Below are 20,011 nucleotides of genomic sequence, written 5' to 3'. Positions count from 1 at the left end.
CTAGTTTTCGGGTGCACGATAGGCTTTGTGACACGCCCCGCAGGCATCTCCCAACGGTTTCATCGCCGCCTGGAGCGACTCCAGGTCGATACCCGCAGCAGTTTGCATACCCGCGACTGCATTTGCAAATCCTTCGGCCTTTGCCCCGACATCGCTGTCAGCCGCCCAGATGGCAGGCAGCGCGCGCGTCCCTTCCATACTTTCGTTGTCAGAACCCGGTAGCCAATATCCCGCCTGACTGAGCGACGCGAGCGTTGCCAGGTTGGTGGCCGCCGCCGATGCCGCACCCGCGTCATAGGCCACTTCACCCTTGGCCATAGCCCCCAACGCTCCAAGGTTGAACGCATAAAGCTGCATCTGGGACTGGCGCGCCTTGGCCGCGGCAGCAAGTTGCTTGTCGCTTGCATGTCCATCCGCGGTCGCCAGCACACCGGTGGAAACAAGAACAGCCGACATGGCAATAATAGCTGATTTACGCATTCTGATACTCCCGAATGTTAAAAAACTTGGCTCTATTGCTTTCAGAATAGCTGTTCGGGAATATGATAACAGTCAGCAAAACTGCAGCGTGGATTCGCGATTTATGCACAACGAGAACTGGGATGACTTGCGCTTTGTTTTGGCGGTTGCGGATACCGGATCGGTCCTGCAGGCGGCCAGGCGGTTAGGTGTGAACCATGCGACGGTTCTGCGCCGTGTTGTCGCCTTCGAACAGCGCCATGGAGAGAAATTGTTTCAGCGGACCGCGCAGGGATACCGGTTGCTGCCGGATCGCGCGCACATCATCCGCGCCGCGCAAACTGCTGAGTCAGCCATGCACGAGGTCAACCGATTGGCGGGTGGAGGGCAACCCAAGTTGCGTGGTAGCGTCAGGGTAACCTCGACCGACACGCTCTGCGCGACAATTTTGCCAAAATTTGTCGTAAAGATGCAGGCCCGGGAACAGAACCTGGCGCTGTCGCTTATGAGCAGTAATACACATCTGGATCTGCTGCGCGAACAGGCCACCATAGCCGTGCGCCCTTCGGTCAGGTTGGCGGATGACCTGGTGGGTGAGGTCGCCACCGATCTTGCATTCGCGGCCTATGCTGCTGACAAAAAACAGGATCGCTGGCTTGCGCTGTCAGGTCCACTGTCTCAGTCGGCTGCCGGAAAGTGGATGGACGAAAACATAGCAGCAGATCAGTTGACGGTTGCCGCAGACAGCTTTCTGACTCTTCAGGAGATCTCGGCACTGGGGCGTGGGATAACAGTGCTGCCGAGGTTTATCGGGGACGCGGACCCACGACTGACCCGACGCGACGACCTGATGCCACGAATAACCGTCCCTTTGTGGGTAGCGAGGCATATCGACACTGTCGAAACGCAGCAGATGGAGGTCGTGCAAGCACGTCTTGTCAAGTTCCTGTCTCAGCAAACGGCTATTTCTGGCATCTGAGCAGACCGTCCGCGCGCCTCATTGAAGTCTCCCGGAACGTCAACCGCAATTCTGACAAAGCTTCACCCGCTTGCGCGTGTCAAGCAGAAGGGTTCCATCGTTTTGCAATCGGTTCGCAAACACCCAAACGATCGACGGCGCGGGCTGCTATCTGGTCGATAATGTCTGTCAGGTTGCTTGGACCGAGATAGAAGGCCGGAACCGGAGGCATGATCACTGCGCCCATTTCCGTCGCAGCGGTCATGTTCCGCAGGTGCGCCAGGGTCAGTGGCGCTTCGCGGGTCAGCAGAACAAGGGGCCTACGTTCCTTGAGCTGCACACTGGCCGCGCGCGTCAGCAGGTTATCGTCCAAACCAAGTGAGATCGCCGCCAGTGACCGCATCGAACAGGGGGCAACGATCATACCCGCGACGGGAACCGAGCCCGACGCGATACTGGCACCGACATCGGCCGTATCATGGTGACGGGTCACCAGATCGCGAAGCTCGTCAATCGCACCCGCCCCGCATTCCTGAGCCAACGTCAGGTTGGCCGCAGGGCTGACGACAAGATCTACTTCGATGCCCTGAACCGACAAATTCCGGGCAACTGCAAGGCTGAGGGCGGCTCCTGAAGCGCCGGACACCCCCAATATGACGCGCGTGTCGGTCATCGGTTCAACTCCGGGATCAGCCTGTCCAACAGATCTGCGGCAAAGGCACTGTCCGCGTCCGACGTCTGCATCACTTCTCCCCATTCCCGGCTGGTTTCACTGCCAATCTTGGTCGTTGCGTCAATGCCCATCTTTCCGGCCAGTCCCGGCTGAGGGGAAGCGAAGTCGAGGTAATCCATCGGCGTATTTTCCAACAGCATCACGTCACGGACGGGATCCATGCGTGTGGCCAGAGCCCAGGCAATGTCATCCCATCGTCTTGGGTTGATGTCTGAATCCACAGCTATGATCATTTTGGTGTAACTGAATTGCGGCAGCATTCCCCAAAGCGCCATCATCACCCGGCGGGCCTGACCGGGATAGCGCTTGTCGATGCTGACAACCGCGATGCGATAGGAACACGCAGCGGGCGGGAGCCAAAGATCATGTATCTCGGGAATCTGGGCCCGGATTGTCGGGAGGGCAAGTTGATTGAAAACCTCTCCGATAATCGCAGGTTCGTCGGGCGGACGGCCAGTATAGGTGGACAGGTACAACGGCGCCTCCCGATGCGTGACGGCGCTGACATGCATGACCGGAAAGGGCTCGGCGGGGTTGTAATAGCCCGTGTGATCTCCGAACGGGCCTTCAGGTGCGGTTTCATCGGGGGATACCCAACCCTCCAGCATAATCTCGGCATCGGCGGGGACGAGCAGCGGCACCGTTTTGGCCGGTGCAAATCGAGGGCGCGTGCCGTTCAAGGCGCCCGAGAACGTCAGTTCGGAAACAGTTTCCGGCAAGGGCAGTGCTGCCGACAGAAGCGTTGCAGGATTCGCGCCCAGGGCAATCGCCACAGGCATTTTCTCTTGTCTACGGGCCCAGCTACGGTGATGCGCAGCGCCACCGCGATGCGGCAACCAGCGCATGATGAGACGATTCCGGTCCAGAACCTGAACGCGATAAACGCCGGCGTTGTATCTGCCGACATTGTCCGGTTCGCTGGCGCAGGGCCGCGTCACAACCACCGGCCAGGTGATCAGCGGGCCAGCATCGCCCGGCCAATGTGTCTGAACGGGAAGTGCCGACAGGTCGATGTCATCGCCACTGTGTACCACATTTTGAACCGGCGCCGATTTGACGGGCTTTGCTCGGGTCGCCAGAGCGGCTTTCAGCATCGGCCAACGCGACAAGGCATCGCGCATTCCGTCAGGAGGTTCCGGCGCGCGCAAAGCAGCCAGGAACGCGCCAAGCTCATCCAATCCGTCGGTCGAAACGCCAAGCCCCGCCGCGACGCGTTCTGCTGTGCCAAACAGGTTCACAACGACGGGGATGTCTGACGCCAAGCCATGTTCGTTCACTGGCTTGTCGAATTGCAAAACCGGCCCATGCGCTTCCAGCACGGCACGATGTACGGCTGTCATCTGATGGCGCACGGAAACCGGATCGGGCACAGTTTTGAACTGACCGGTTTCCCGACACCAGCTCAGGAAATCCCGAAGACTGGGATGGGGTGAAAATGTGCGAATTGGTCTGCTCCGACGATTCTTATCCCTCCCCTAACAGCGGAACCATCCGGCACACTTGACTACAGTCAATTCACTAGGGCCGAGCGCACCCTAGGAAGACCACGTGCACATTTTCATTGAGGCTGCAGGAGGTCTGTTTGTCCGATCCTCAAAATCCGATTCCGTATTGCCCTGCGCCGCTGGCGGCGGCATTGCGGTTCATGCCGCTGGCGCCGCTATCGCTCTCGTTGACCGCGTTCTCGCGAAAGATCGCAAAAAACAATCCCGGCTTGATCAACCGTCTCGGCAAATACGACCGCACCGATTTTATCCTCGATCCGGTCGATCTGCCGCTTGTTCTGTGCCTCAATCCAAATGGCGGGCTGCCGAAGATAAAACTCACTCGACGGCCGACAATGGGCGCTGCGCGAATCTCAGGCTCGCTGGCCGCTCTATTGGGGCTGGTTCACGGTGCGTTTGATGGCGACGCGCTGTTTTTCTCACGCGATCTGGTTGTCGAGGGGGATACCAGCGCAGCGCTGGCGTTGCGCAACGCAATAGATGATGCAGAGCTGGATCTGGCACAGGAAGCGGCCGCCCTTTCAGGGCCCTTGGCACGTTCGGTTCAGCAGTTGATAGCCCTCATGGAACGCCAAACCGGGCTATGCCTGACCCGGCCAGAGGATGCGGCGATATGGTGATGGAAATCGTCTGCCCCGCAGGCACTCCGGCTGCATTGCGCGCCGCCGTCAAGGCAGGTGCACACACCGTCTACTGTGGCTTTAACGACGAAACCAACGCGCGAAACTTTCCCGGCCTGAACTTCGACCGGTCTGAAATGCGTGCAGGCGTGGAATTTGCCCATGCGCACGGGTCCAAGGTCCTGGTTGCCATCAACACATTTCCCCGCGCTGGTGATGAGGCGATCTGGCACCGCGCGGTTGGCGATGCCGAAGCCAGTGGCGCGGATGCGGTAATCCTGGCCGATCTGGGGTTGCTGGACTATGCGGCCCGGAACCATCCCGGTTTGCGCCGGCATTTGTCGGTACAGGCGGCCGCCGCCAACGCTGATGTCATCAATTTCTATGCCGCCACCTTTGGCGTTAAACGCGTGGTTCTGCCCCGCGTCCTGTCGGTGCCCGAGATTGCCGCGATCAACGCCGAGACCGAGGTCGAGACCGAGGTGTTCGTCTTCGGCGGCCTCTGTGTAATGGCTGAAGGGCGCTGCTCGCTTTCGTCATACGCCACCGGATTGTCACCGAACATGAACGGTGTCTGCTCACCAGCCAGTCACGTGGAATACAGTGAGGACCGCGGCGCTCTGGATGCCCGGTTGGGTGGCTATCTCATTCACCGCGTTGAGAAAGATCAGCCCGCACCCTACCCGACACTGTGCAAAGGGTGTTTTTCGGCAGGTGGAAAATCCGGTCACCTTTTTGAAGATCCCGTCAGCCTGAACGCGGAAAAGCTGATCCCTCAGTTGCAGAAGGCAGGCGTTACTGCTCTGAAAATCGAGGGCCGCCAGCGTTCGAAATCCTATGTCGCGCAGGTCGTCCGAAATTTCCGCACGGCCGTGGATGCGCTTGACATGGGAAAACCGCTGCCCGAAAGCATGCTGGCTCGATTGTCGGAAGGGCAGGCCATGACCACCGGTGCCTACAAAAAGACGTGGAGATAGCAGGATGGAACTGACAATCGGTCCCAACCAGTTTTTTTGGCCTGCCGACACTTGGAGCCGCTTTTATGATGATTTGACCCAGTCGCCTGTAGACCGAGTGGTGATCGGGGAACTCGTCTGTTCCAAGAGGCTGCCGTTTTATCAGGACCGAATACCCGAGGCGATTTCCAGACTTGTCGACGCCGGTAAGGACGTTGCCCTGACCAGCCTGGCACTGGTGACGTTGAAACGTGAACGCAAGCTGACGGTTGAATTGGCCAAGATGGGGGTTACGGTTGAAATCAACGACCTGACCGCATTGGCGTATTTGCCCGAAGATACCGGCTTCTCGGTCGGTCCTTTGGTGAACGTTTATAACGAGGGCACGTTGAGGTGGCTGGCCTCGCGCGGAGCGCGTCGCGTGTGCCTGCCGCCGGAACTGCCCATAGGCTCGGTTAAAACCTTGGCGAAAGCCGCTGCCGAGCTGGGTGTTGCGATAGAAGTTTGGGGGCACGGGCGCCTGCCGCTTGCAATATCGGGTCGGTGCTATCACGCGCGTTTGCATGGGCGCACGAAAGACAATTGCCAATTCGCCTGCGAGGACGATCCTGACGGGCTGGACGTGCTGACCAGCGACGGCAAACCCTTTATGGCGATGAATGGGGTGCAGACCTTGTCGGACAGCTATGCCTGTACCGACAACCAAATCGAAATGTTGCGTGATGCCGGCGTCTCGGCCCTGCGCCTGTCACCGCAATCGAACGGTTTTTTGCAATTGTGCGCGTTGTATCGCGAGCGGATAGATCGAAATCTGAACAAAGGGCAATTGACAAAGGATGTCCTCGCTTCTGATCCCGACATTCGCCTGAGCGACGGTTTCCTGACAGGGGCCTGCGGAGCGGATTGGTCCGGTACTTCGGCGCCATGACTTCGGCGTCGGTCGACGACCAGTTTTTTTGCGATTTCTGGGAAGCGGCGCACCGCCCGCTGTTTTCGGCAGCCATTATTTGCGCCCTGCTATCCGTGGGCTGGTGGCCGCTGGGAGATTATCTGGAATTTCCCGGCCCGTCATTCGAACCGGTGGTCCTCTGGCACGTTCACGAGCTTGTCTTCGGCTTTGCCGGCGCGGCTATTGGTGGTTACTTGCTGACAGCACTTCCGGCCTGGACTGGCATTTCCCCGGTTCGAGGCACGGTCCTGAAAGTGTTGTTGGCGATTTGGGTGTTCGCACGCCTCGCAATGGCTTTGGCCGCTCATATTCCAGATACGCTGCTTTTGTCGCTCAACGCCGGGTATTTTGCTCTGTTGGCGGGGATCATCGGCTACCACCTGCTGTTGTCCCGTGCCTTCAGTAAACTCGGGTATCTGTCTGCAATAGTGTGTCTGGGTGTTGGCGATGTCATTTTTCTGCAAGCTGCGAGAACTGGGTCGCCGTGGGACAGCCTGGCTGTGGTTCACACCTTACTGATCGGTCTTGTCATGCTGATGACAAGCATTGGGATGAGAGCAATTCCCGCCTTCACCCAAAACTGGCTTGCGATGACAGGGCGCGCAATTCCGGAGAATCGAGACCCTGCATGGTTGAAAGTCTTGATACTCCTTCTGCTGGTTGCAGCTTTAGTGGCCAACATGTTCGGATATCTTGCCATAGCTCATGTTGCCATGATCGCCTCTGGATTGGCCTTGCTTTTGGTCATAGGCAAGTGGCAAAGCCTGCCAGCCCTCTGCAATCCCTTATTGGCTGCGCTGAACCTTGCTTTCCTCTGGCTGCCAATTGGCCTGATCGTTGTGGGCTTTTCCGGCCTTTTGTCCGCGCCATATCCTTTGAGCGACGCAATACACGCCATCACAATTGGTGGAATGTCGGGCCTGATAATGGCGATATCCGGTCGGGCGGCGGCGCATACCGAAAGCGGCATCATGCAGGCCACGTTGGGGTACACAATCGGGTTTCTCTTGGTTTGGGTCGCTACATGGATCCGCTTGGCCGCGCCGATCTTCCCTGGGCTACCGTTGGTGCCTCTGGCGGCAGGCGTATGGTGCGCTGCTTGGTCCGCGTTTGCGATTGGGTTTTTGCCAGCCCTGAACCAACCACTGCAGCGCCCGGTTCTCAGCGGCCGGCGGCATCAGGCGTAGAGACGTAATTGGCCCCAATCATCGACGCTCATAGCACGTCAGAACCCCTGCATGAGCATGTCCACCGCAATCGTAATGCGTTCAAACTCATCTTTCAGGTTGCCAACCTGTGATTTCAGGATTCCGATCGGAACGGCGGCCATAAACTGCGTGACCATGACGACAGGTTCACCGTCGATTTCGAACACTGGATTGAGCCGGGTTGCCGGTTTAGGTGCCATTGTTTTTGGCAAAAGCGGCACCACAACGCGAGTGTTCAAGTCACTCAGCAGGTCAGTTTGAACATCCAGAAGAAAGCCGTCACCGGACGGGTTGGGAAACACATCGTATTTCGGCATCAGAACTGCCTGAAGCCTTCGAGCGGCAATCCGTGTTTCTCGACATAGGAATTGGAGCTTTTCAGGGCGGCAGCGTTTTCGATCTTCCACTGTTCCGCTTTGGCCGAAGCCACAGCGGCGCGAACACCCTCTTCAGCCGCGCGGGATAGATTGACCTTCAGCGCCTTGGCCTCGGCAAGCAGAGCACTGTCGAGCGACAAGTTCGTCGGCTTTCGCGATTGGGCATTCATCCGGCCAACCTCCTAATGCACCAATTGTATCAACAACAAATTTGTGCGTCAAACTTGCGCATAATATACGATACATCTATGCGCATGCCTGGAGCTTTATCAGCCTCCGCTCGGCACCTAAATCGGATCTTCAAAGACCCTACCGCTCCAATACTGCACGTAGACCCGCACAATTGGCAAATCAGATGTCCTGCCTGACGAATACAGCCGAAAGAAGAAATTAAATTCACTTGGTGTCGGCAACCGCAACACCCATCCAGTCATCCGGTGGAGGATCAATGAGAAAGTTGCTGGCTCGCATCTTCATAACCGACGACGCCGGATCATCACCGCGCGCCTTCCCGGCCGCCTCAAAAGCCGAAATCGCTTCGTCAAACCGCCTGTTTCTATAGCAGGCGAGCCCGTTTTCATAATCTTCGATCCAGCTATGTGATTTGTCAGAGCTATCGGCCATCGCGATCAACTCATAGATCACCAGCCCGCCAGCACGGCCAAACACAGCGAGCGTATCCAGCTCTCTTGCAATGATGGTGTCACCGGCAGCACGCCGGGTCTCGGGCCCAATCAGGATCGACGTTTCATAGGCCTTGTTGGCACCCTCCAAACGGCTGGCGACGTTCACAACATCGCCAATTGCCGTATAATTCAGGCGTTCTTCGGAGCCAATGTTCCCAACCAACGCTTCACCACTGTTCAACCCAATCCGGACGCGCAAAGGGTCACCGTTATCGTCCCGGATATCTGCTTTTGCGACCGCTGCGACAAGATCCAATGCGGCCCGACAAGCGTTCTCGGCATGATTGCTATCCTGACGAGGTGCGCCCCAGAACGCCATCACCGCATCGCCCATAAACTTGTCAATCGTACCGTCGTGACGGGAAATGGCAGATGATGCAGCATCAAAAAAAGGCTCCATCAGTTCGACGATTTTTGGTCCAAGCCTCTCGGAAAGGCCCGTAAATCCGGCTACGTCGCAAAACAGCACTGAAATCTGTTTCATTTCTCCGCCGGGTTGCGTGTTTATACCTTCGGAAACCAAAGTCCGCACAAGGTCCGTGGGAACGTATTTGCGGAATGAAGACAAACCAGCGGCCATGTTTGCCGTGGCGGCGGAAAGGTTGGCAAGCTCCGACAACCTGGATGGTCGGCTTGATATCTGTTCGATGTCGAAACGTTCGACCTTGTTCAGATCATCGACAATATCGGCCAAAGGATTCGAGACGACCCGTCTGACAAGCCAGATCGCCAGTCCGATTGCCACGACTACGACGCCAATTAACACATAAATCAAACTGACCAACGTCTGGTCGATCCCGGACAGGAAAGCCGATTCCGGAATGACCGTGGCCACGCGCCAGCCATAAAATCCCAGCGGCGTCAGCGCCACTGCATAAGGAACCCCATCGTTAACGACTCTGGTCGTCGAATTCATGGCTGCCCGCGTGGCGGCGTCACCCAACAACTGTTCACCCGAAATTTTGGCAACCTCGTAGAGGTCACCTTCGCCCATCCGCGCCGGCGTGACCTCATCTGCATTCGGATCCGGCGCAGCAATCACTTTGCCGTCCGCATCGAGAATGAACGCAGCACCGAATTCACCCGGCCGCAACGTGCCCAGAAAACGGGAAAGCCGATCGGTTTCGATAACAACTGCCAGAACACCCTGCCGTCTGCGGTTCACGTCAACGGGTCCGGCAAACGCATAAACGGTTTTTTGGCTGCCCGGCAAATCGCGGGCTTCGATCCAATCGGGCGAGCTCCGCCCTATGAAATTCCGGAACCAGACATGATCGCGCGGATCGTAAGTTGTTGGCGAAAAGTTCCGTTCTTCGAATTGAATGTCGCCGGGAATAAAAATGTACCGATCTCTGCGCAGCATCCGATCTCGGATTTCGCTATCGATCTCAATCATTTCAAGGCCACCGTCTCCAAGACGGTGCGCCGCGAAAAAATTCCCGTCTGGCCAGCCAAACATGATCCAGGAAATATTGGGTTGGGCCTGCAACTGGGACAGGAAAACAAACTCTCGTTTGTCGGCTTGCCGCGTCGCAATAACGTTCTGGACAAATATGGTTCGGACAGCGGCCCAGGCGGCTTCTGCCGACCTCAGAGTCAACCCGACCTCGATCCGAACGGTGTTGGCGATCTGACTGTTGATCTCAGCCGCAAGCATCCGGCTGTTTTCGCGCGCGGTTGTCCACCACAGCGAGTGTACAACGAAAGTCGACACGCCGATCGACAGGGCGACAAGCATTGTCACTGCGATCCCTACGCTGACACGCATGGTAACTCCAATATGATAAACGCCGCTGTCAGAAGCACACGCAGCCCGATTGTTGCGTAAATCGTCGATGCGACAATCCCACGGCTGTCGGGCAATCCCATCTGACAAGGCAAGTGTGAAGCCCGTTTGGAAGGTTGCAACATGTCTGGATGATTTGGTCTCCTATTCTGCCACGGCTGACGAATAATGGTTCCTGCAAGATAACCACATATGTCACCCGAGCCCAGCATCACATTGCCTTGAATTCTCAATATGTTGAAGAACTTTGAACGGGGCTGCGCGACCAATAGTCATGACAACCAACACCGTCGAAGCAGTGTGTGTTTGATGTTCAGAAAATCGCCAACAAGCCAGGTTTAAGTTGATAAATAATTCGGCGCCGGATCAGTCGGCAGAGTATTGGTTTGCAATTTGACGCCAGTGGCTTGCTTCATATTCTTTTCGCTTTTTACAACAGCCGGAGCGCCTCAGATGGTCTCGGTTGCACTGCCACGAAAGGGATAAGGACCTCCGCTCCGACACATTGCGGAAGCTTATACGTCCGTCAAAACCTCGAACCCTGCAAAAATCATGGTTTTTCCATTGATCGGGACGTCTTTCATGTCACCCATTTCCGGGTCTTGCATGGCTTCTGCGAACTTCGCTTCCTGCGTCGTTTGATCGGGCCATTCCTGCCAACCCATCACGACAGTTTCATCGGGGCCGGCCTGCACGGCAAGTGGGAAAGATGTCACTTCGCCCGGAGGGACTGCTCCGCCCCATGTTTCGACGACTCGCGTTGCACCGTGCTTGCGGAAGATGTGCGCCATCCGCGCGGCATGTGCTTCGTATTGCGCTTTCTTCGCCGTGGGGACTGCCCCGGCATATGCCATAATCCACGCCAATTTTTTGTCCTCCAGAAGATGTCGGTCCGATCAGTCTAGCATTAATTAGCGGCCGCAGAGCCAAATATGCTGCGCCAGCATTTGGCCACAGTTTTTTGTTCGGTACCCTTTCCTGCCGAGGCTGCTACAGAAATTGGCAATCAAACTTCGGCTTTGGCAAGCTGACACCAGAAATCGATTCCGGCCTGTGTTGCCTCGTCGTTGAAATCATAAGTCGGGTTGTGAAGGGGTACTGCGTTGTGCCCCTCGGTCCCGTTGCCCATAAGGACAAATGCGCCGGGTCGGTGTTTTAGAAACTCGGCAAAGTCCTCGGAAAACCCTACGCGACCATAATTCGGTTCAATGGACCCGACTGCCTGCGCTGCGTTCACCATCGCTTCGGTCGCATCCGGGTTATTCACGAGCGGCTCGAAGGATCTTGAATAGCTGATGTTCCCGGTTGCGCCCTGGGCCAGGCAGACACCTTCAACGATGTCACGCATGCGTTTTTCGATAGCATCCGAAACCTGGGCCGAAAACCCCCGGCAATCACCTCGGATGCTTACCTTGCTCGGCAGAATGTTCCGAGCACCATCGGTGATGAACTCGGTTACCGATACCACTGCATGTTCGCTTGGCGGAAGACTTCGGGACACAATCGTCTGCAGTTGCAGTACTATCGCACTGCCGGTCACGATTGGGTCAATGCCTTTTTCAGGCATTGAGGCGTGACCTCCTCGCCCTTCGATGACGATCTCGAAATTGTCCTCGAACGCGCAGAACGGTCCGGGTTGTGTTGCGAAATGACCGACCTCCAATCCGGGAAGATTGTGCAGGCCAAAGATTGCGCTCATCGGGAACCGTTCAAAGAGACCGTCATCGATCATGGCAGCCGCCCCCAGACCGTTTTCTTCGTTTGGTTGAAAAACGAAATGGACCGTGCGATCCAGATCGGGATCATTGGCCAAAGCCAAGGCAGATCCCAGCAGCATGGTGCTGTGCCCGTCGTGCCCGCAGCCATGAAATTTGCCCGGAACAGTTGATCGATGCTTAAACCTGTTTGCCTCTTCTATGGGCAGCGCGTCCATGTCTGCGCGCAGCCCAATCCCGATTTCCGAAGTCCCACGACGCAGTGTGGCAACCAAACCGGTCTTGCCGACCCCCCGGGCGACTTCCAGGCCTGCAGCTTCGAGATGGTCGGCGATCAGCGCTGCGGTCCGGCTCAGATCAAAACCTGTTTCGGGGTGCATATGCAAATCACGGCGAAAGGCCTTCGGATCAATCATCGACCAAACCCCCTTCAGACAGGATAACCAGGGGCGCGGAGGCGTCGCCCCTCAGGAAAGCTGCAAGCCCTGCCGCACCGGACGGAGTCGTAGAGTAACCCAACTCTCTGGCAGCACCCACGGCCTCTGTGGCAGTTGCATCGGTTATCATCAGCCAATCGTCGGCAGCATTGCGCAGAATCTCATAGGCAAGCATCGAAGGTGTTTTGCAATCCAGACGACCCATATTTGACTGCGGTCCCGTAACAGTCACCAGGTGTCCGGCCTTGGCACTCTCGCGCAGGCAAGGAGCTGCGTCGGGTTCGACCACAAGGATGCGCGGCTGCACAGACCAGTTGGCCCGGATCATGTAGGCCACAGCAGCCGCCAGCCCACCGACGCCGGCCTGTAGATACACATGGCTCGGCCATTCCCCCGACGCCTCGAAGGTTTCGCGCATTTCTTCGGCCATTACGGTGTACCCTTCCATCACCAGACGCGGAGGTTCGGTGTAACCGGGCCATGACCCATCAGCCAAATGCAAGGCGCCGCTTTCTTCCGAGTCCTTGATGGCGGCAGCCACGCTGGCTTCGTAATCCACTCCGGATCGAATTACTTCGGCCCCTTTGTCACGTAACCTTGTGGCAAAAGCCTCTGGAACAGTTTCTGCCAAATGGATGCGCGCGCTGGCACCATATAGCTGCGCGCCAGCGGCAACCGCCATTCCGTGATTGCCGGCACTTGCGCAAACGAATGTCATCTCTTGAGCTGTTCGCCGAAAGGCATCACTGTCCATGGCTAGCGGCTCAGGACCCACGCCCGCCCTGTCCGCAATCATCTGGGCTACTGCATAAATGCCGCCAAGCGCCTTGAATGCTCCCAAACCCATGCGCGCGGTTTCATCTTTGATCAACAGCCGTCGGCCACGATACGTGACTTTGTTCAGCGGGCTGGGGCTATAGAGTGAATTTGTGCGCCAAAGCGAACGCGGTTTTTCCGGGTTTAGTACGATTCTTTGTTCCATAACCGTAAAGTTACCTGATTTTCGTGCGCCAAATTGATCACCGATTGGCTAAACTGAGAGAATTATTCTCACATCCACGCAAACAATCACGGAGATTTCTTATGGATGCCCAGGACGCACAGCTTTTGAGCATGATGCAAACGGACTCGCGCCGTGGGCTGGAGGCCATGGCCTCCGAAACCGGGTTGTCGGTGGCGTCCGTTCAAAGGCGGCTCAGGGCATTGCGTGACAACGGACAGATTGCGCGCGAAGTGGCTGTGATCGACGCGAACAAAGTTGGCGTGGCCATGACGTTTGTCGTGATGGTCGAACTTGAACGCGAGCGACAAGATCAGATCGATGCCTTCACCCGGCGCATTCAGTCCGAACCGATGGTGCAGCAATGCTACTATGTGACGGGTGAAGCGGATTTCTGTCTGATCTGCACCGCCATCGACATGGATGATTTCGAGGCGCTCACAAAGCGCCTGTTTTTCAACAACTCCAACGTCAGGCGGTTTCGAACGTCCGTCGTTATGGGGCGCAAAAAGGTCAGCCTCGAGGTGCCCATCCCGGCGCAGGATGGCAAGTGATCCAAACCTGATCGGTCCAATGAGGCCGGGCTTTGTCGCGAAACGGTATCCGCCGGTGTTGTCATCCTTTCCAGAGCGAAAAATGGTCCCTTGGATAAAGGCATCCAGACTTGCTGAGTAACAAGGGACAAACATCCAACACATCACCTGTGAATGACGCCTGAAAGTGCTTCATTCATTCTTCTTGTTTGATTTGGGAAGAAGATCGATCGGCAATGGAAATACAACCGTTGTCGTACCGTCCGCAGCAATGTCATTGAGAGCATTGAAATATCGCAGCTGCATGGAATTTGGTTGGGTCGCCAGCAGCTTGCCGGCTTCCACCAGTTTCGACGCCGCCTGAAACTCACCTTGCGCATTGATGACCCGGGCCCGACGCAGGCGTTCGGCTTCGGCCTGTTTGGCAATTGCGCGCACCATGCTTTCATCGATATCGACATGCTTGATCTCGACATTTGCCACCTTGATACCCCAGGCATCGGTCTGACGGTCCAGAATCTCCTGAATGTCGGCGTTGAGCTTGTCACGCTCGGCCAACATTTCGTCAAGTTCATGTTTACCAAGAACAGACCGCAAAGTGGTTTGCGCCAGTTGGCTGACAGCGGCCCGGAAATCAGCCACATTTATGATGGCACGTTGCGGATCGACGATGCGAAAATAGATCACCGCGTTGACCTTGACCGAAACGTTGTCGCGGCTGATCACGTCCTGGCTGGGCACATCTTCAACGAACATGCGCAAGTCAGTGCGTACAAGCTGCTGCACGACCGGGATGATCAAAACAAAACCCGGCCCCGAAACCCGTGTGAAGCGGCCGAGGGTGAATAGAACTCCGCGCTCATATTCCCGGAAGATATAGATGGCCGCTTGCAGAAACAGAATCACCAGCACGAGAGCGATTAAATAGGCGATCCATTCGAATTGGATTACTTCCATCATCACACTCCTCCGCTTGGCTTTGGATTGCCCTCGGTCGCCCGCCCGACACGCAGTGTCAGACCGTCAACGTCCAACACATGAACGTCTTGTCCTGGCTGAAGGCCGACCTCTCCCTGAGCTTGCCATCGTTCACCCTCGACCCAGACGAAACCGGTGCCTCCCGACCATTCAAGCACGCGGGCCTGCGCCCCCAACATCCGCGCAGAACCCGATACCGGAGCGCGCCGGTACGTGTGAACCGTGTATCCCAGAAGCATGGCCAGAACCGAGGCACTGACCAGCGCCATGACCCCGATCAGCCACCAAGAGATACGGTAGGCTTCAACATCCGTGTCCACGAGCATCGCGGCACCCAGTGAAAAGGCGACAATCCCACCCAGGCCCAGCACCCCGAAGCTGGGCGAAAAGGCTTCGGCCACCATGAAGGCAATCCCGAGCCCGATCAGCGCCAGCCCGGCGTAATCGAGCGGCAATTGGTTGAGCGCATACAGTCCGAGCGTCAGGCAGATGGCACCGACAACGCCGGGAACAATCGCGCCGGGGTTCCAGAACTCAAAGATCAAACCATAGATGCCAAGCATCATCAGCACCAACGCCACATTCGGGTTTGACAGAATGCTGAGAATGCGGGTGACCGTCGCCATCTCGATCCGTTCCACGGGCAATCCAGAGACATTCAGTGTTTGTCGGGTTTCACCCATCACCACGCTGCGTCCGTCGACATCCCGTAAAAGCGCGTTGAGGTCCGCGGCCATCAGGTCGATGACATTCAGCTCCAGTGCTTGGGCCGCCGACAAGCTTTCGGCCTGCCGTACCGCACTTTCAGCCCAGTCTGCGTTACGGCCGTGCATCTCGGCCAGGCTGCGGATCAGGGCCGCTGCGTCATTGGTGGCTTTGGCCGACATGGCATCCTTTGGCGCCAGAGGGTCTTCGGCCTCTCCTTTGGCTTCGTCATCCTTTTCGTCCGCGGCGTCGGTCGGTTGCCCGGGCAACCCACCCGGCAGCCCACCGATCGCCACCGGTGTCGCCGCACCCAGATTGGTTCCCGGAGCCATCGCGGCAACATGACTGGCATAAAGAAAATAGGTGCCCGCGCTGGCAGCATGGGCGCCGGGCGGAGCGACATAGGTGATCACCGGAACCGGTGACAACAGGATTTCTGAAATGATTTCGCGCGTTGCATCAGCCAACCCACCAGGGGTGTTGAGTTGCAGCACAACTGCCGAAGTTTTCCGGTCTTCTGAACGCTCAAGCACGCGCGCTATGTGATGCACGGTTGCCGGGCCGATTGGCCCTTCAATCACCGTGTGCAACACCCGGTTCCCGGCGTCTTCCGTCGTGTCAACCTGACCATTCGACCGGTCTGCCAACAGGAAGGTCAGGATGATGAGACAGAGGAGTTGTAATGGCCTCTTTGCAATCTCCATGTTTACTTTCCCACACCAAAAGGTAGCGCGATCTGTTTCTTCCTCAAATCTCAGGTAAAATTCTGTGCAAAATTCAGCGAAGGCGATGATCGAAAGCGCCGCGCGGAATACGTCCGCGTTTGCAAAAGGTTGTGAAGTCGCTGCGTCAATCAGGTTTCAAATGACATGGCCCAAGCCAGGGCGAACCCGGCTACCATCGTCAGAGGATACAAAAATCACGCGGAATTTGGTACAATGCGGCATTACCCAGCAACATTTTTCTATCACTTATTTTGGAGGCTCAGCTATGCGCCACGAATTTACAAACACCAGCCCTGTATTCATCGATTCCGGCCCACCGGATACATTCCGATCAGAACTTGACGTGACAGGTCTTGGGGCGGCGACTGTCGAAGAAGTCGAAGTGACCGTGAACATCATCCACACATGGGTCGGTGACCTTGAGCTTCGGCTGATTGCTCCGGATGGCACAACGGTTGTCCTCGCGCGTCGCAGAGGCGGGTCGAGGGACGATTTCGATGGCTCGATCTTCCGGCAAACCGCAACCACAGCAATAAGCGACGGGGTCGCGCCCTTCCGAGGTACATATCGGCCCGAGGGCGACCTAACAGACTTTCAGGGAACAACAGCCGAAGGTACATGGGTGCTAGAGGTTGAAGACCATGCCGCATTCGACGGCGGTGCGCTCAGCAGTTGGACGCTCGGCCTTACAACCGACACGGTTGCGACAGCACCATTTCACATCGACGTTCGTTTTATCGGCGGGCTTAGCCCGGCCCAGCAGCTTGCATTCGCAAGCGCGGCAGCGCGGTGGTCTCAGGTGATAGTCGGAGACGTACCGCCCGCGACTGTCGAAGGCGAGATAATCGACGACGTCCTGATCGAAGCACAAGGCGTTCCGATCGATGGTGTCGGGGGTGTTCTCGGTCAGGCCGGGCCGCGTTTCATCCGACCCGGCTCTGGCATCCCGATCAAGGGCATCATGTCCTTTGACACCGCCGATCTTGGCAATATGGAGGCTGACGGTAGCCTGGAAGACGTGATCCTCCACGAGATGGCGCATGTCCTCGGCTTTGGAACGCTCTGGCAGCATATGAACCTGATCCAGGGCGCAGGCACGGTGAATCCGGTCTTTACCGGCGCCAATGCACGTCGGGAATACGGGTTGCTGCGAGGCGCAGCAGATCCGGTCCTTGGCAACGCTCCGACAGATGTGCCGGTCGCCAACACGGGTGGGCCGGGCACACGGGACGGGCACTGGCGCGAAGCTGTCTTCGGCGATGAACTTTTGACGGGGTTCCTCAGTGGCGCGACCCGTCCGATCAGCGCAATGTCAGTCGCCTGCTTTGAAGACATGGGTTATCAGGTGGACTACAACGCGGCCGATCCCTACGCCCTGCCGAGTATGCTGCGTATTGCTGAAATGGGATTGATGGGTGTACGCCACGCCGTGGACACATGCGCGATTGACCGAACAACGCCGATTGTCGTTTCACCGACGGCGTTGCACAATACTTGAACGAACCAACTGGAGGTCAGGTCGCTTGCCGCTTCATCGTTCAAGGTGAGCTGCCAGCCAGACCCTCGGCAAGTTCAAGAAGCCGGAGTTGAATGCGTCGCAGACGCCCAAGTTCGTCAACTTCCTGATAACGCTGCATATCCCCGAGAAGATCCGCCCGGCTTACCTCATGAACAGCGCCGCCCAGATTGGATCTGATCGTCGTCATTGCCGCATCGGCCTGCGGCTGACCAAAGAACGTCACCTGCTCCGTATCACTGTTGTGGCGGACATCTTCTGCATGCCTGATTTCCGCATCCAGTTTTTCCTGCTCAATCGACGGAAAGACCGCCTCCTCTTCAACGAACCTTTTGAGGTCTTCAAGCGCTTCCCCGGATAGCTGATGCGTACCCCCACCCAATCGCTGACTAAGGCTGACACGACCGTCGCTGTCCACGCTGACCTCGACGGTCTCAGTCTGCCCAGGTGCACCGGAGCTCCATTCAATCAGGGTATCCGCAGGCATCTTGAATCCACTTTCCAATCGAAACTACCGAAGATTCGTAATGCGCCGAGTATAACGCCGGTCACCACATTCTCGTGTGAATTCCTTTGGCAAAAACAGCCCAATTCGCAGAACTGCCCCTCCGGAAACAGAGGAGCAGTTGCAGTCAGGATCAGTCTCCGTCGGCGACACCTTCGGCACGTGCCTTGGCGCGACGGGCCCGGTAGCTGGGCAAGAGCACCAGAATAACGGCCAGAACCAGCAGACCTAATGTCATCGGGCGATCAAAGATAAAGCCGATGCCATCCGCAAGCTGCATGGAGCGAGCAAAGTTGTCTTCGAGCATCGATCCGAGGATAAAGCCGATCAGCGCCGGCGCCAGCGGATAGTCCGCAAATCTCAGGATCGTCGCGACCACACCCATGCCCGTCAGCAGCAGCAACTCGGTCGCGTTGTTCTGCCCGATATAGGCCCCCATCAGCGTGAAGAACAGGATAAAGGGGATCAGGTAGTTGCGCGGAACCGCGAGAACCTTTGCGATATACGGGATCAACGGCAGGTTCAGGATCAGCAGGATCAGGTTGCCGAGATACATCGAGATGATCACCGCCCAGAAGATCGACGGATTGTCGATCATCAGGCGCGGGCCCGGCGAGACGTTAAGCGCAATCAGCGCGCCAAGCAGGATTGCAGTGGTCCCTGATCCCGGAATACCCAGTGTCAGAAGTGGCACGAACGACCCGGTACACGCGGCGTTGTTCGCCGATTCCGGCGCGGCCAGACCTTTGATCGAACCTTTGCCGAACTGCTCTTGCTCATACTTTGGTGCAATGTTGCGCTCGACCGCATAGCCCAGGAAGGACGCGATGGTCGCCCCCGCCCCCGGAAGTACGCCGATCAGGAATCCCTGAATTGACTGTCGGCCAATGACCGGCGCAATGGATTTGGCTTCCTCCTTGGTGATACGCAGATCCTTGATCTCCTGCGATTTGCCATCGTCACCACCTGAACGTGAGGGATCCAACACAAGGAAGATTGCTTCCGGCATCGCAAACATCGCCATTGCCAGCGTGATGAAGCCAAACCCGGACTGCAGATCCTGAATGCCACCGGTAAAGCGCGGCATGTTGAACAGGGCACCCTCGCCCACCGTAGCCATGATCAGGCCAAGCAGCGTCATCATCAGAGCCTTGCCAACCTGGCCGGACCCAGCAAATGCCGCGATTGCGGAAAGACCCACAACCATAAGTGCGAAGTACTCAGCTGAGTGGAAAAGAAGAGCGACCGATGCCAGTGCTGGTGCGAAAATCATCAACAGAATGGCACCGACGGACCCACCTGCGAATGATGAGATTGCGGCAACAGTCAACGCCTTGCCGGCTTTGCCTGCCCGGGCCAGCGGGTAGCCATCAAAGCTGGATGCGACTGTCGAAGCAACACCCGGCGCATTGATCAGGATCGACGAAGTAGACCCGCCGAAAATAGCGCCATAGTACACCCCGGCCAGCAAAATCAACGCTGCCGACGGGTCGCCAAGGCTGATTGCAACGGGGATCATGATCGAGATGATCGACATCGGACCCAGACCGGGCAACATGCCGATGAATGTGCCTATAAGGCACCCCCCGATCACCATCAGGATGTTGGTAATCGAAAAGGCAGTGCCCAGACCAATGAGAATTCCTTCAAGCATGTGCGC

General features: G+C 57.1%; 20 protein-coding genes. 7 read left to right on the top strand and 13 right to left on the bottom strand.

Annotation, left to right across the window (positions count from 1 at the left end):
• Positions 1-480, bottom strand: coding sequence for a c-type cytochrome (locus AC2TDJ_RS09885; RefSeq protein WP_480841704.1), 480 nt, complete (start codon positions 478-480; stop codon positions 1-3).
• A gap of 103 nt (positions 481-583) precedes the next feature.
• Here AC2TDJ_RS09885 and AC2TDJ_RS09880 point away from each other — a divergent pair, with 103 nt between their 5' ends.
• Complete coding sequence (locus tag AC2TDJ_RS09880; RefSeq protein WP_480841702.1) at positions 584-1,438, top strand: LysR family transcriptional regulator; 855 nt, start codon at positions 584-586, stop codon at positions 1,436-1,438.
• Positions 1,439-1,517: 79 nt separating this feature from the next.
• Here the strand turns inward: AC2TDJ_RS09880 and AC2TDJ_RS09875 are convergent, their stop codons facing one another.
• Positions 1,518-2,090, bottom strand: a complete 573-nt coding sequence (locus tag AC2TDJ_RS09875; RefSeq protein ID WP_480841700.1) for a UbiX family flavin prenyltransferase — start codon at positions 2,088-2,090, stop codon at positions 1,518-1,520.
• Positions 2,087-3,595, bottom strand: a complete 1,509-nt coding sequence (locus AC2TDJ_RS09870; protein ID WP_480842246.1) for a UbiD family decarboxylase — start codon at positions 3,593-3,595, stop codon at positions 2,087-2,089. Before AC2TDJ_RS09870 ends, AC2TDJ_RS09875 begins: the two co-directional genes overlap by 4 nt.
• A gap of 137 nt (positions 3,596-3,732) precedes the next feature.
• Here AC2TDJ_RS09870 and ubiT point away from each other — a divergent pair, with 137 nt between their 5' ends.
• Genes ubiT through AC2TDJ_RS09850 form a run of 4 tightly spaced genes read left to right on the top strand, consistent with a single transcriptional unit; the run spans position 3,733 to position 7,367 of the window.
• On the top strand, positions 3,733-4,275 hold the full coding sequence (gene ubiT / locus AC2TDJ_RS09865) for a ubiquinone anaerobic biosynthesis accessory factor UbiT (protein ID WP_480841699.1): 543 nt from the start codon (positions 3,733-3,735) through the stop codon (positions 4,273-4,275).
• The gene (gene ubiU, locus AC2TDJ_RS09860) at positions 4,275-5,252 is read left to right on the top strand and encodes a ubiquinone anaerobic biosynthesis protein UbiU (RefSeq protein ID WP_480842244.1); all 978 of its coding nucleotides are present in this window, start codon (positions 4,275-4,277) and stop codon (positions 5,250-5,252) included. Before ubiT ends, ubiU begins: the two co-directional genes overlap by 1 nt.
• Positions 5,253-5,256: 4 nt before the next feature.
• Positions 5,257-6,159 (top strand): ubiquinone anaerobic biosynthesis protein UbiV, encoded by a 903-nt coding sequence (ubiV, locus tag AC2TDJ_RS09855; protein ID WP_480841698.1) that lies wholly within the window; start codon positions 5,257-5,259, stop codon positions 6,157-6,159.
• A complete protein-coding gene (locus AC2TDJ_RS09850; protein WP_480841696.1) occupies positions 6,156-7,367 on the top strand; it encodes an NnrS family protein in 1,212 nt (403 codons plus the stop codon). Before ubiV ends, AC2TDJ_RS09850 begins: the two co-directional genes overlap by 4 nt.
• A gap of 38 nt (positions 7,368-7,405) precedes the next feature.
• Here the strand turns inward: AC2TDJ_RS09850 and AC2TDJ_RS09845 are convergent, their stop codons facing one another.
• From AC2TDJ_RS09845 to AC2TDJ_RS09820, 6 genes are all read right to left on the bottom strand, one after another.
• The gene (locus AC2TDJ_RS09845; RefSeq protein ID WP_480841694.1) at positions 7,406-7,705 is read right to left on the bottom strand and encodes a CcdB family protein; all 300 of its coding nucleotides are present in this window, start codon (positions 7,703-7,705) and stop codon (positions 7,406-7,408) included.
• The gene (locus tag AC2TDJ_RS09840; RefSeq protein ID WP_480841692.1) at positions 7,705-7,935 is read right to left on the bottom strand and encodes a type II toxin-antitoxin system CcdA family antitoxin; all 231 of its coding nucleotides are present in this window, start codon (positions 7,933-7,935) and stop codon (positions 7,705-7,707) included. The genes AC2TDJ_RS09845 and AC2TDJ_RS09840 overlap by 1 nt, the downstream gene beginning before the upstream one ends.
• Positions 7,936-8,161: 226 nt before the next feature.
• Positions 8,162-10,219 (bottom strand): adenylate/guanylate cyclase domain-containing protein, encoded by a 2,058-nt coding sequence (locus tag AC2TDJ_RS09835; protein WP_480841690.1) that lies wholly within the window; start codon positions 10,217-10,219, stop codon positions 8,162-8,164.
• Between the two features lie 533 nt (positions 10,220-10,752).
• A complete protein-coding gene (locus AC2TDJ_RS09830) occupies positions 10,753-11,103 on the bottom strand; it encodes a DUF1428 domain-containing protein (protein ID WP_480841688.1) in 351 nt (116 codons plus the stop codon).
• Positions 11,104-11,243: 140 nt separating this feature from the next.
• On the bottom strand, positions 11,244-12,368 hold the full coding sequence (locus AC2TDJ_RS09825) for an amidohydrolase (RefSeq protein WP_480841686.1): 1,125 nt from the start codon (positions 12,366-12,368) through the stop codon (positions 11,244-11,246).
• Complete coding sequence (locus AC2TDJ_RS09820) at positions 12,361-13,371, bottom strand: pyridoxal-phosphate dependent enzyme (RefSeq protein WP_480841684.1); 1,011 nt, start codon at positions 13,369-13,371, stop codon at positions 12,361-12,363. The genes AC2TDJ_RS09825 and AC2TDJ_RS09820 overlap by 8 nt, the downstream gene beginning before the upstream one ends.
• A gap of 101 nt (positions 13,372-13,472) precedes the next feature.
• Between AC2TDJ_RS09820 and AC2TDJ_RS09815 the strand changes: the two genes are divergently transcribed.
• On the top strand, positions 13,473-13,943 hold the full coding sequence (locus AC2TDJ_RS09815; RefSeq protein WP_480841682.1) for an Lrp/AsnC family transcriptional regulator: 471 nt from the start codon (positions 13,473-13,475) through the stop codon (positions 13,941-13,943).
• Positions 13,944-14,114: 171 nt separating this feature from the next.
• Here AC2TDJ_RS09815 and AC2TDJ_RS09810 read toward each other — a convergent pair whose 3' ends face one another.
• A complete protein-coding gene (locus AC2TDJ_RS09810) occupies positions 14,115-14,882 on the bottom strand; it encodes a slipin family protein (protein WP_480841681.1) in 768 nt (255 codons plus the stop codon).
• A complete protein-coding gene (locus tag AC2TDJ_RS09805) occupies positions 14,882-16,309 on the bottom strand; it encodes an NfeD family protein (protein ID WP_480841679.1) in 1,428 nt (475 codons plus the stop codon). Before AC2TDJ_RS09805 ends, AC2TDJ_RS09810 begins: the two co-directional genes overlap by 1 nt.
• Before the next feature lie 286 nt (positions 16,310-16,595).
• Here AC2TDJ_RS09805 and AC2TDJ_RS09800 point away from each other — a divergent pair, with 286 nt between their 5' ends.
• Positions 16,596-17,828: a proprotein convertase P-domain-containing protein gene (locus AC2TDJ_RS09800; RefSeq protein ID WP_480841677.1), complete on the top strand. Its 1,233-nt coding sequence runs from the start codon at positions 16,596-16,598 to the stop codon at positions 17,826-17,828.
• Between the two features lie 40 nt (positions 17,829-17,868).
• Here the strand turns inward: AC2TDJ_RS09800 and AC2TDJ_RS09795 are convergent, their stop codons facing one another.
• Together AC2TDJ_RS09795 and AC2TDJ_RS09790 are read right to left on the bottom strand one after the other, a co-directional pair.
• Complete coding sequence (locus AC2TDJ_RS09795) at positions 17,869-18,333, bottom strand: hypothetical protein (protein WP_480841675.1); 465 nt, start codon at positions 18,331-18,333, stop codon at positions 17,869-17,871.
• Positions 18,334-18,484: 151 nt separating this feature from the next.
• Positions 18,485-20,005, bottom strand: a complete 1,521-nt coding sequence (locus tag AC2TDJ_RS09790) for a tripartite tricarboxylate transporter permease (RefSeq protein WP_480841673.1) — start codon at positions 20,003-20,005, stop codon at positions 18,485-18,487.
• Positions 20,006-20,011 lie beyond the last annotated feature (6 nt).

The organism is Ruegeria sp. HKCCD6647-2 (genome assembly GCF_057221075.1).
The sequence above is the reverse complement of the archived record's forward strand: the minus strand, read 5'-3'. Positions and strand labels throughout refer to the sequence as shown.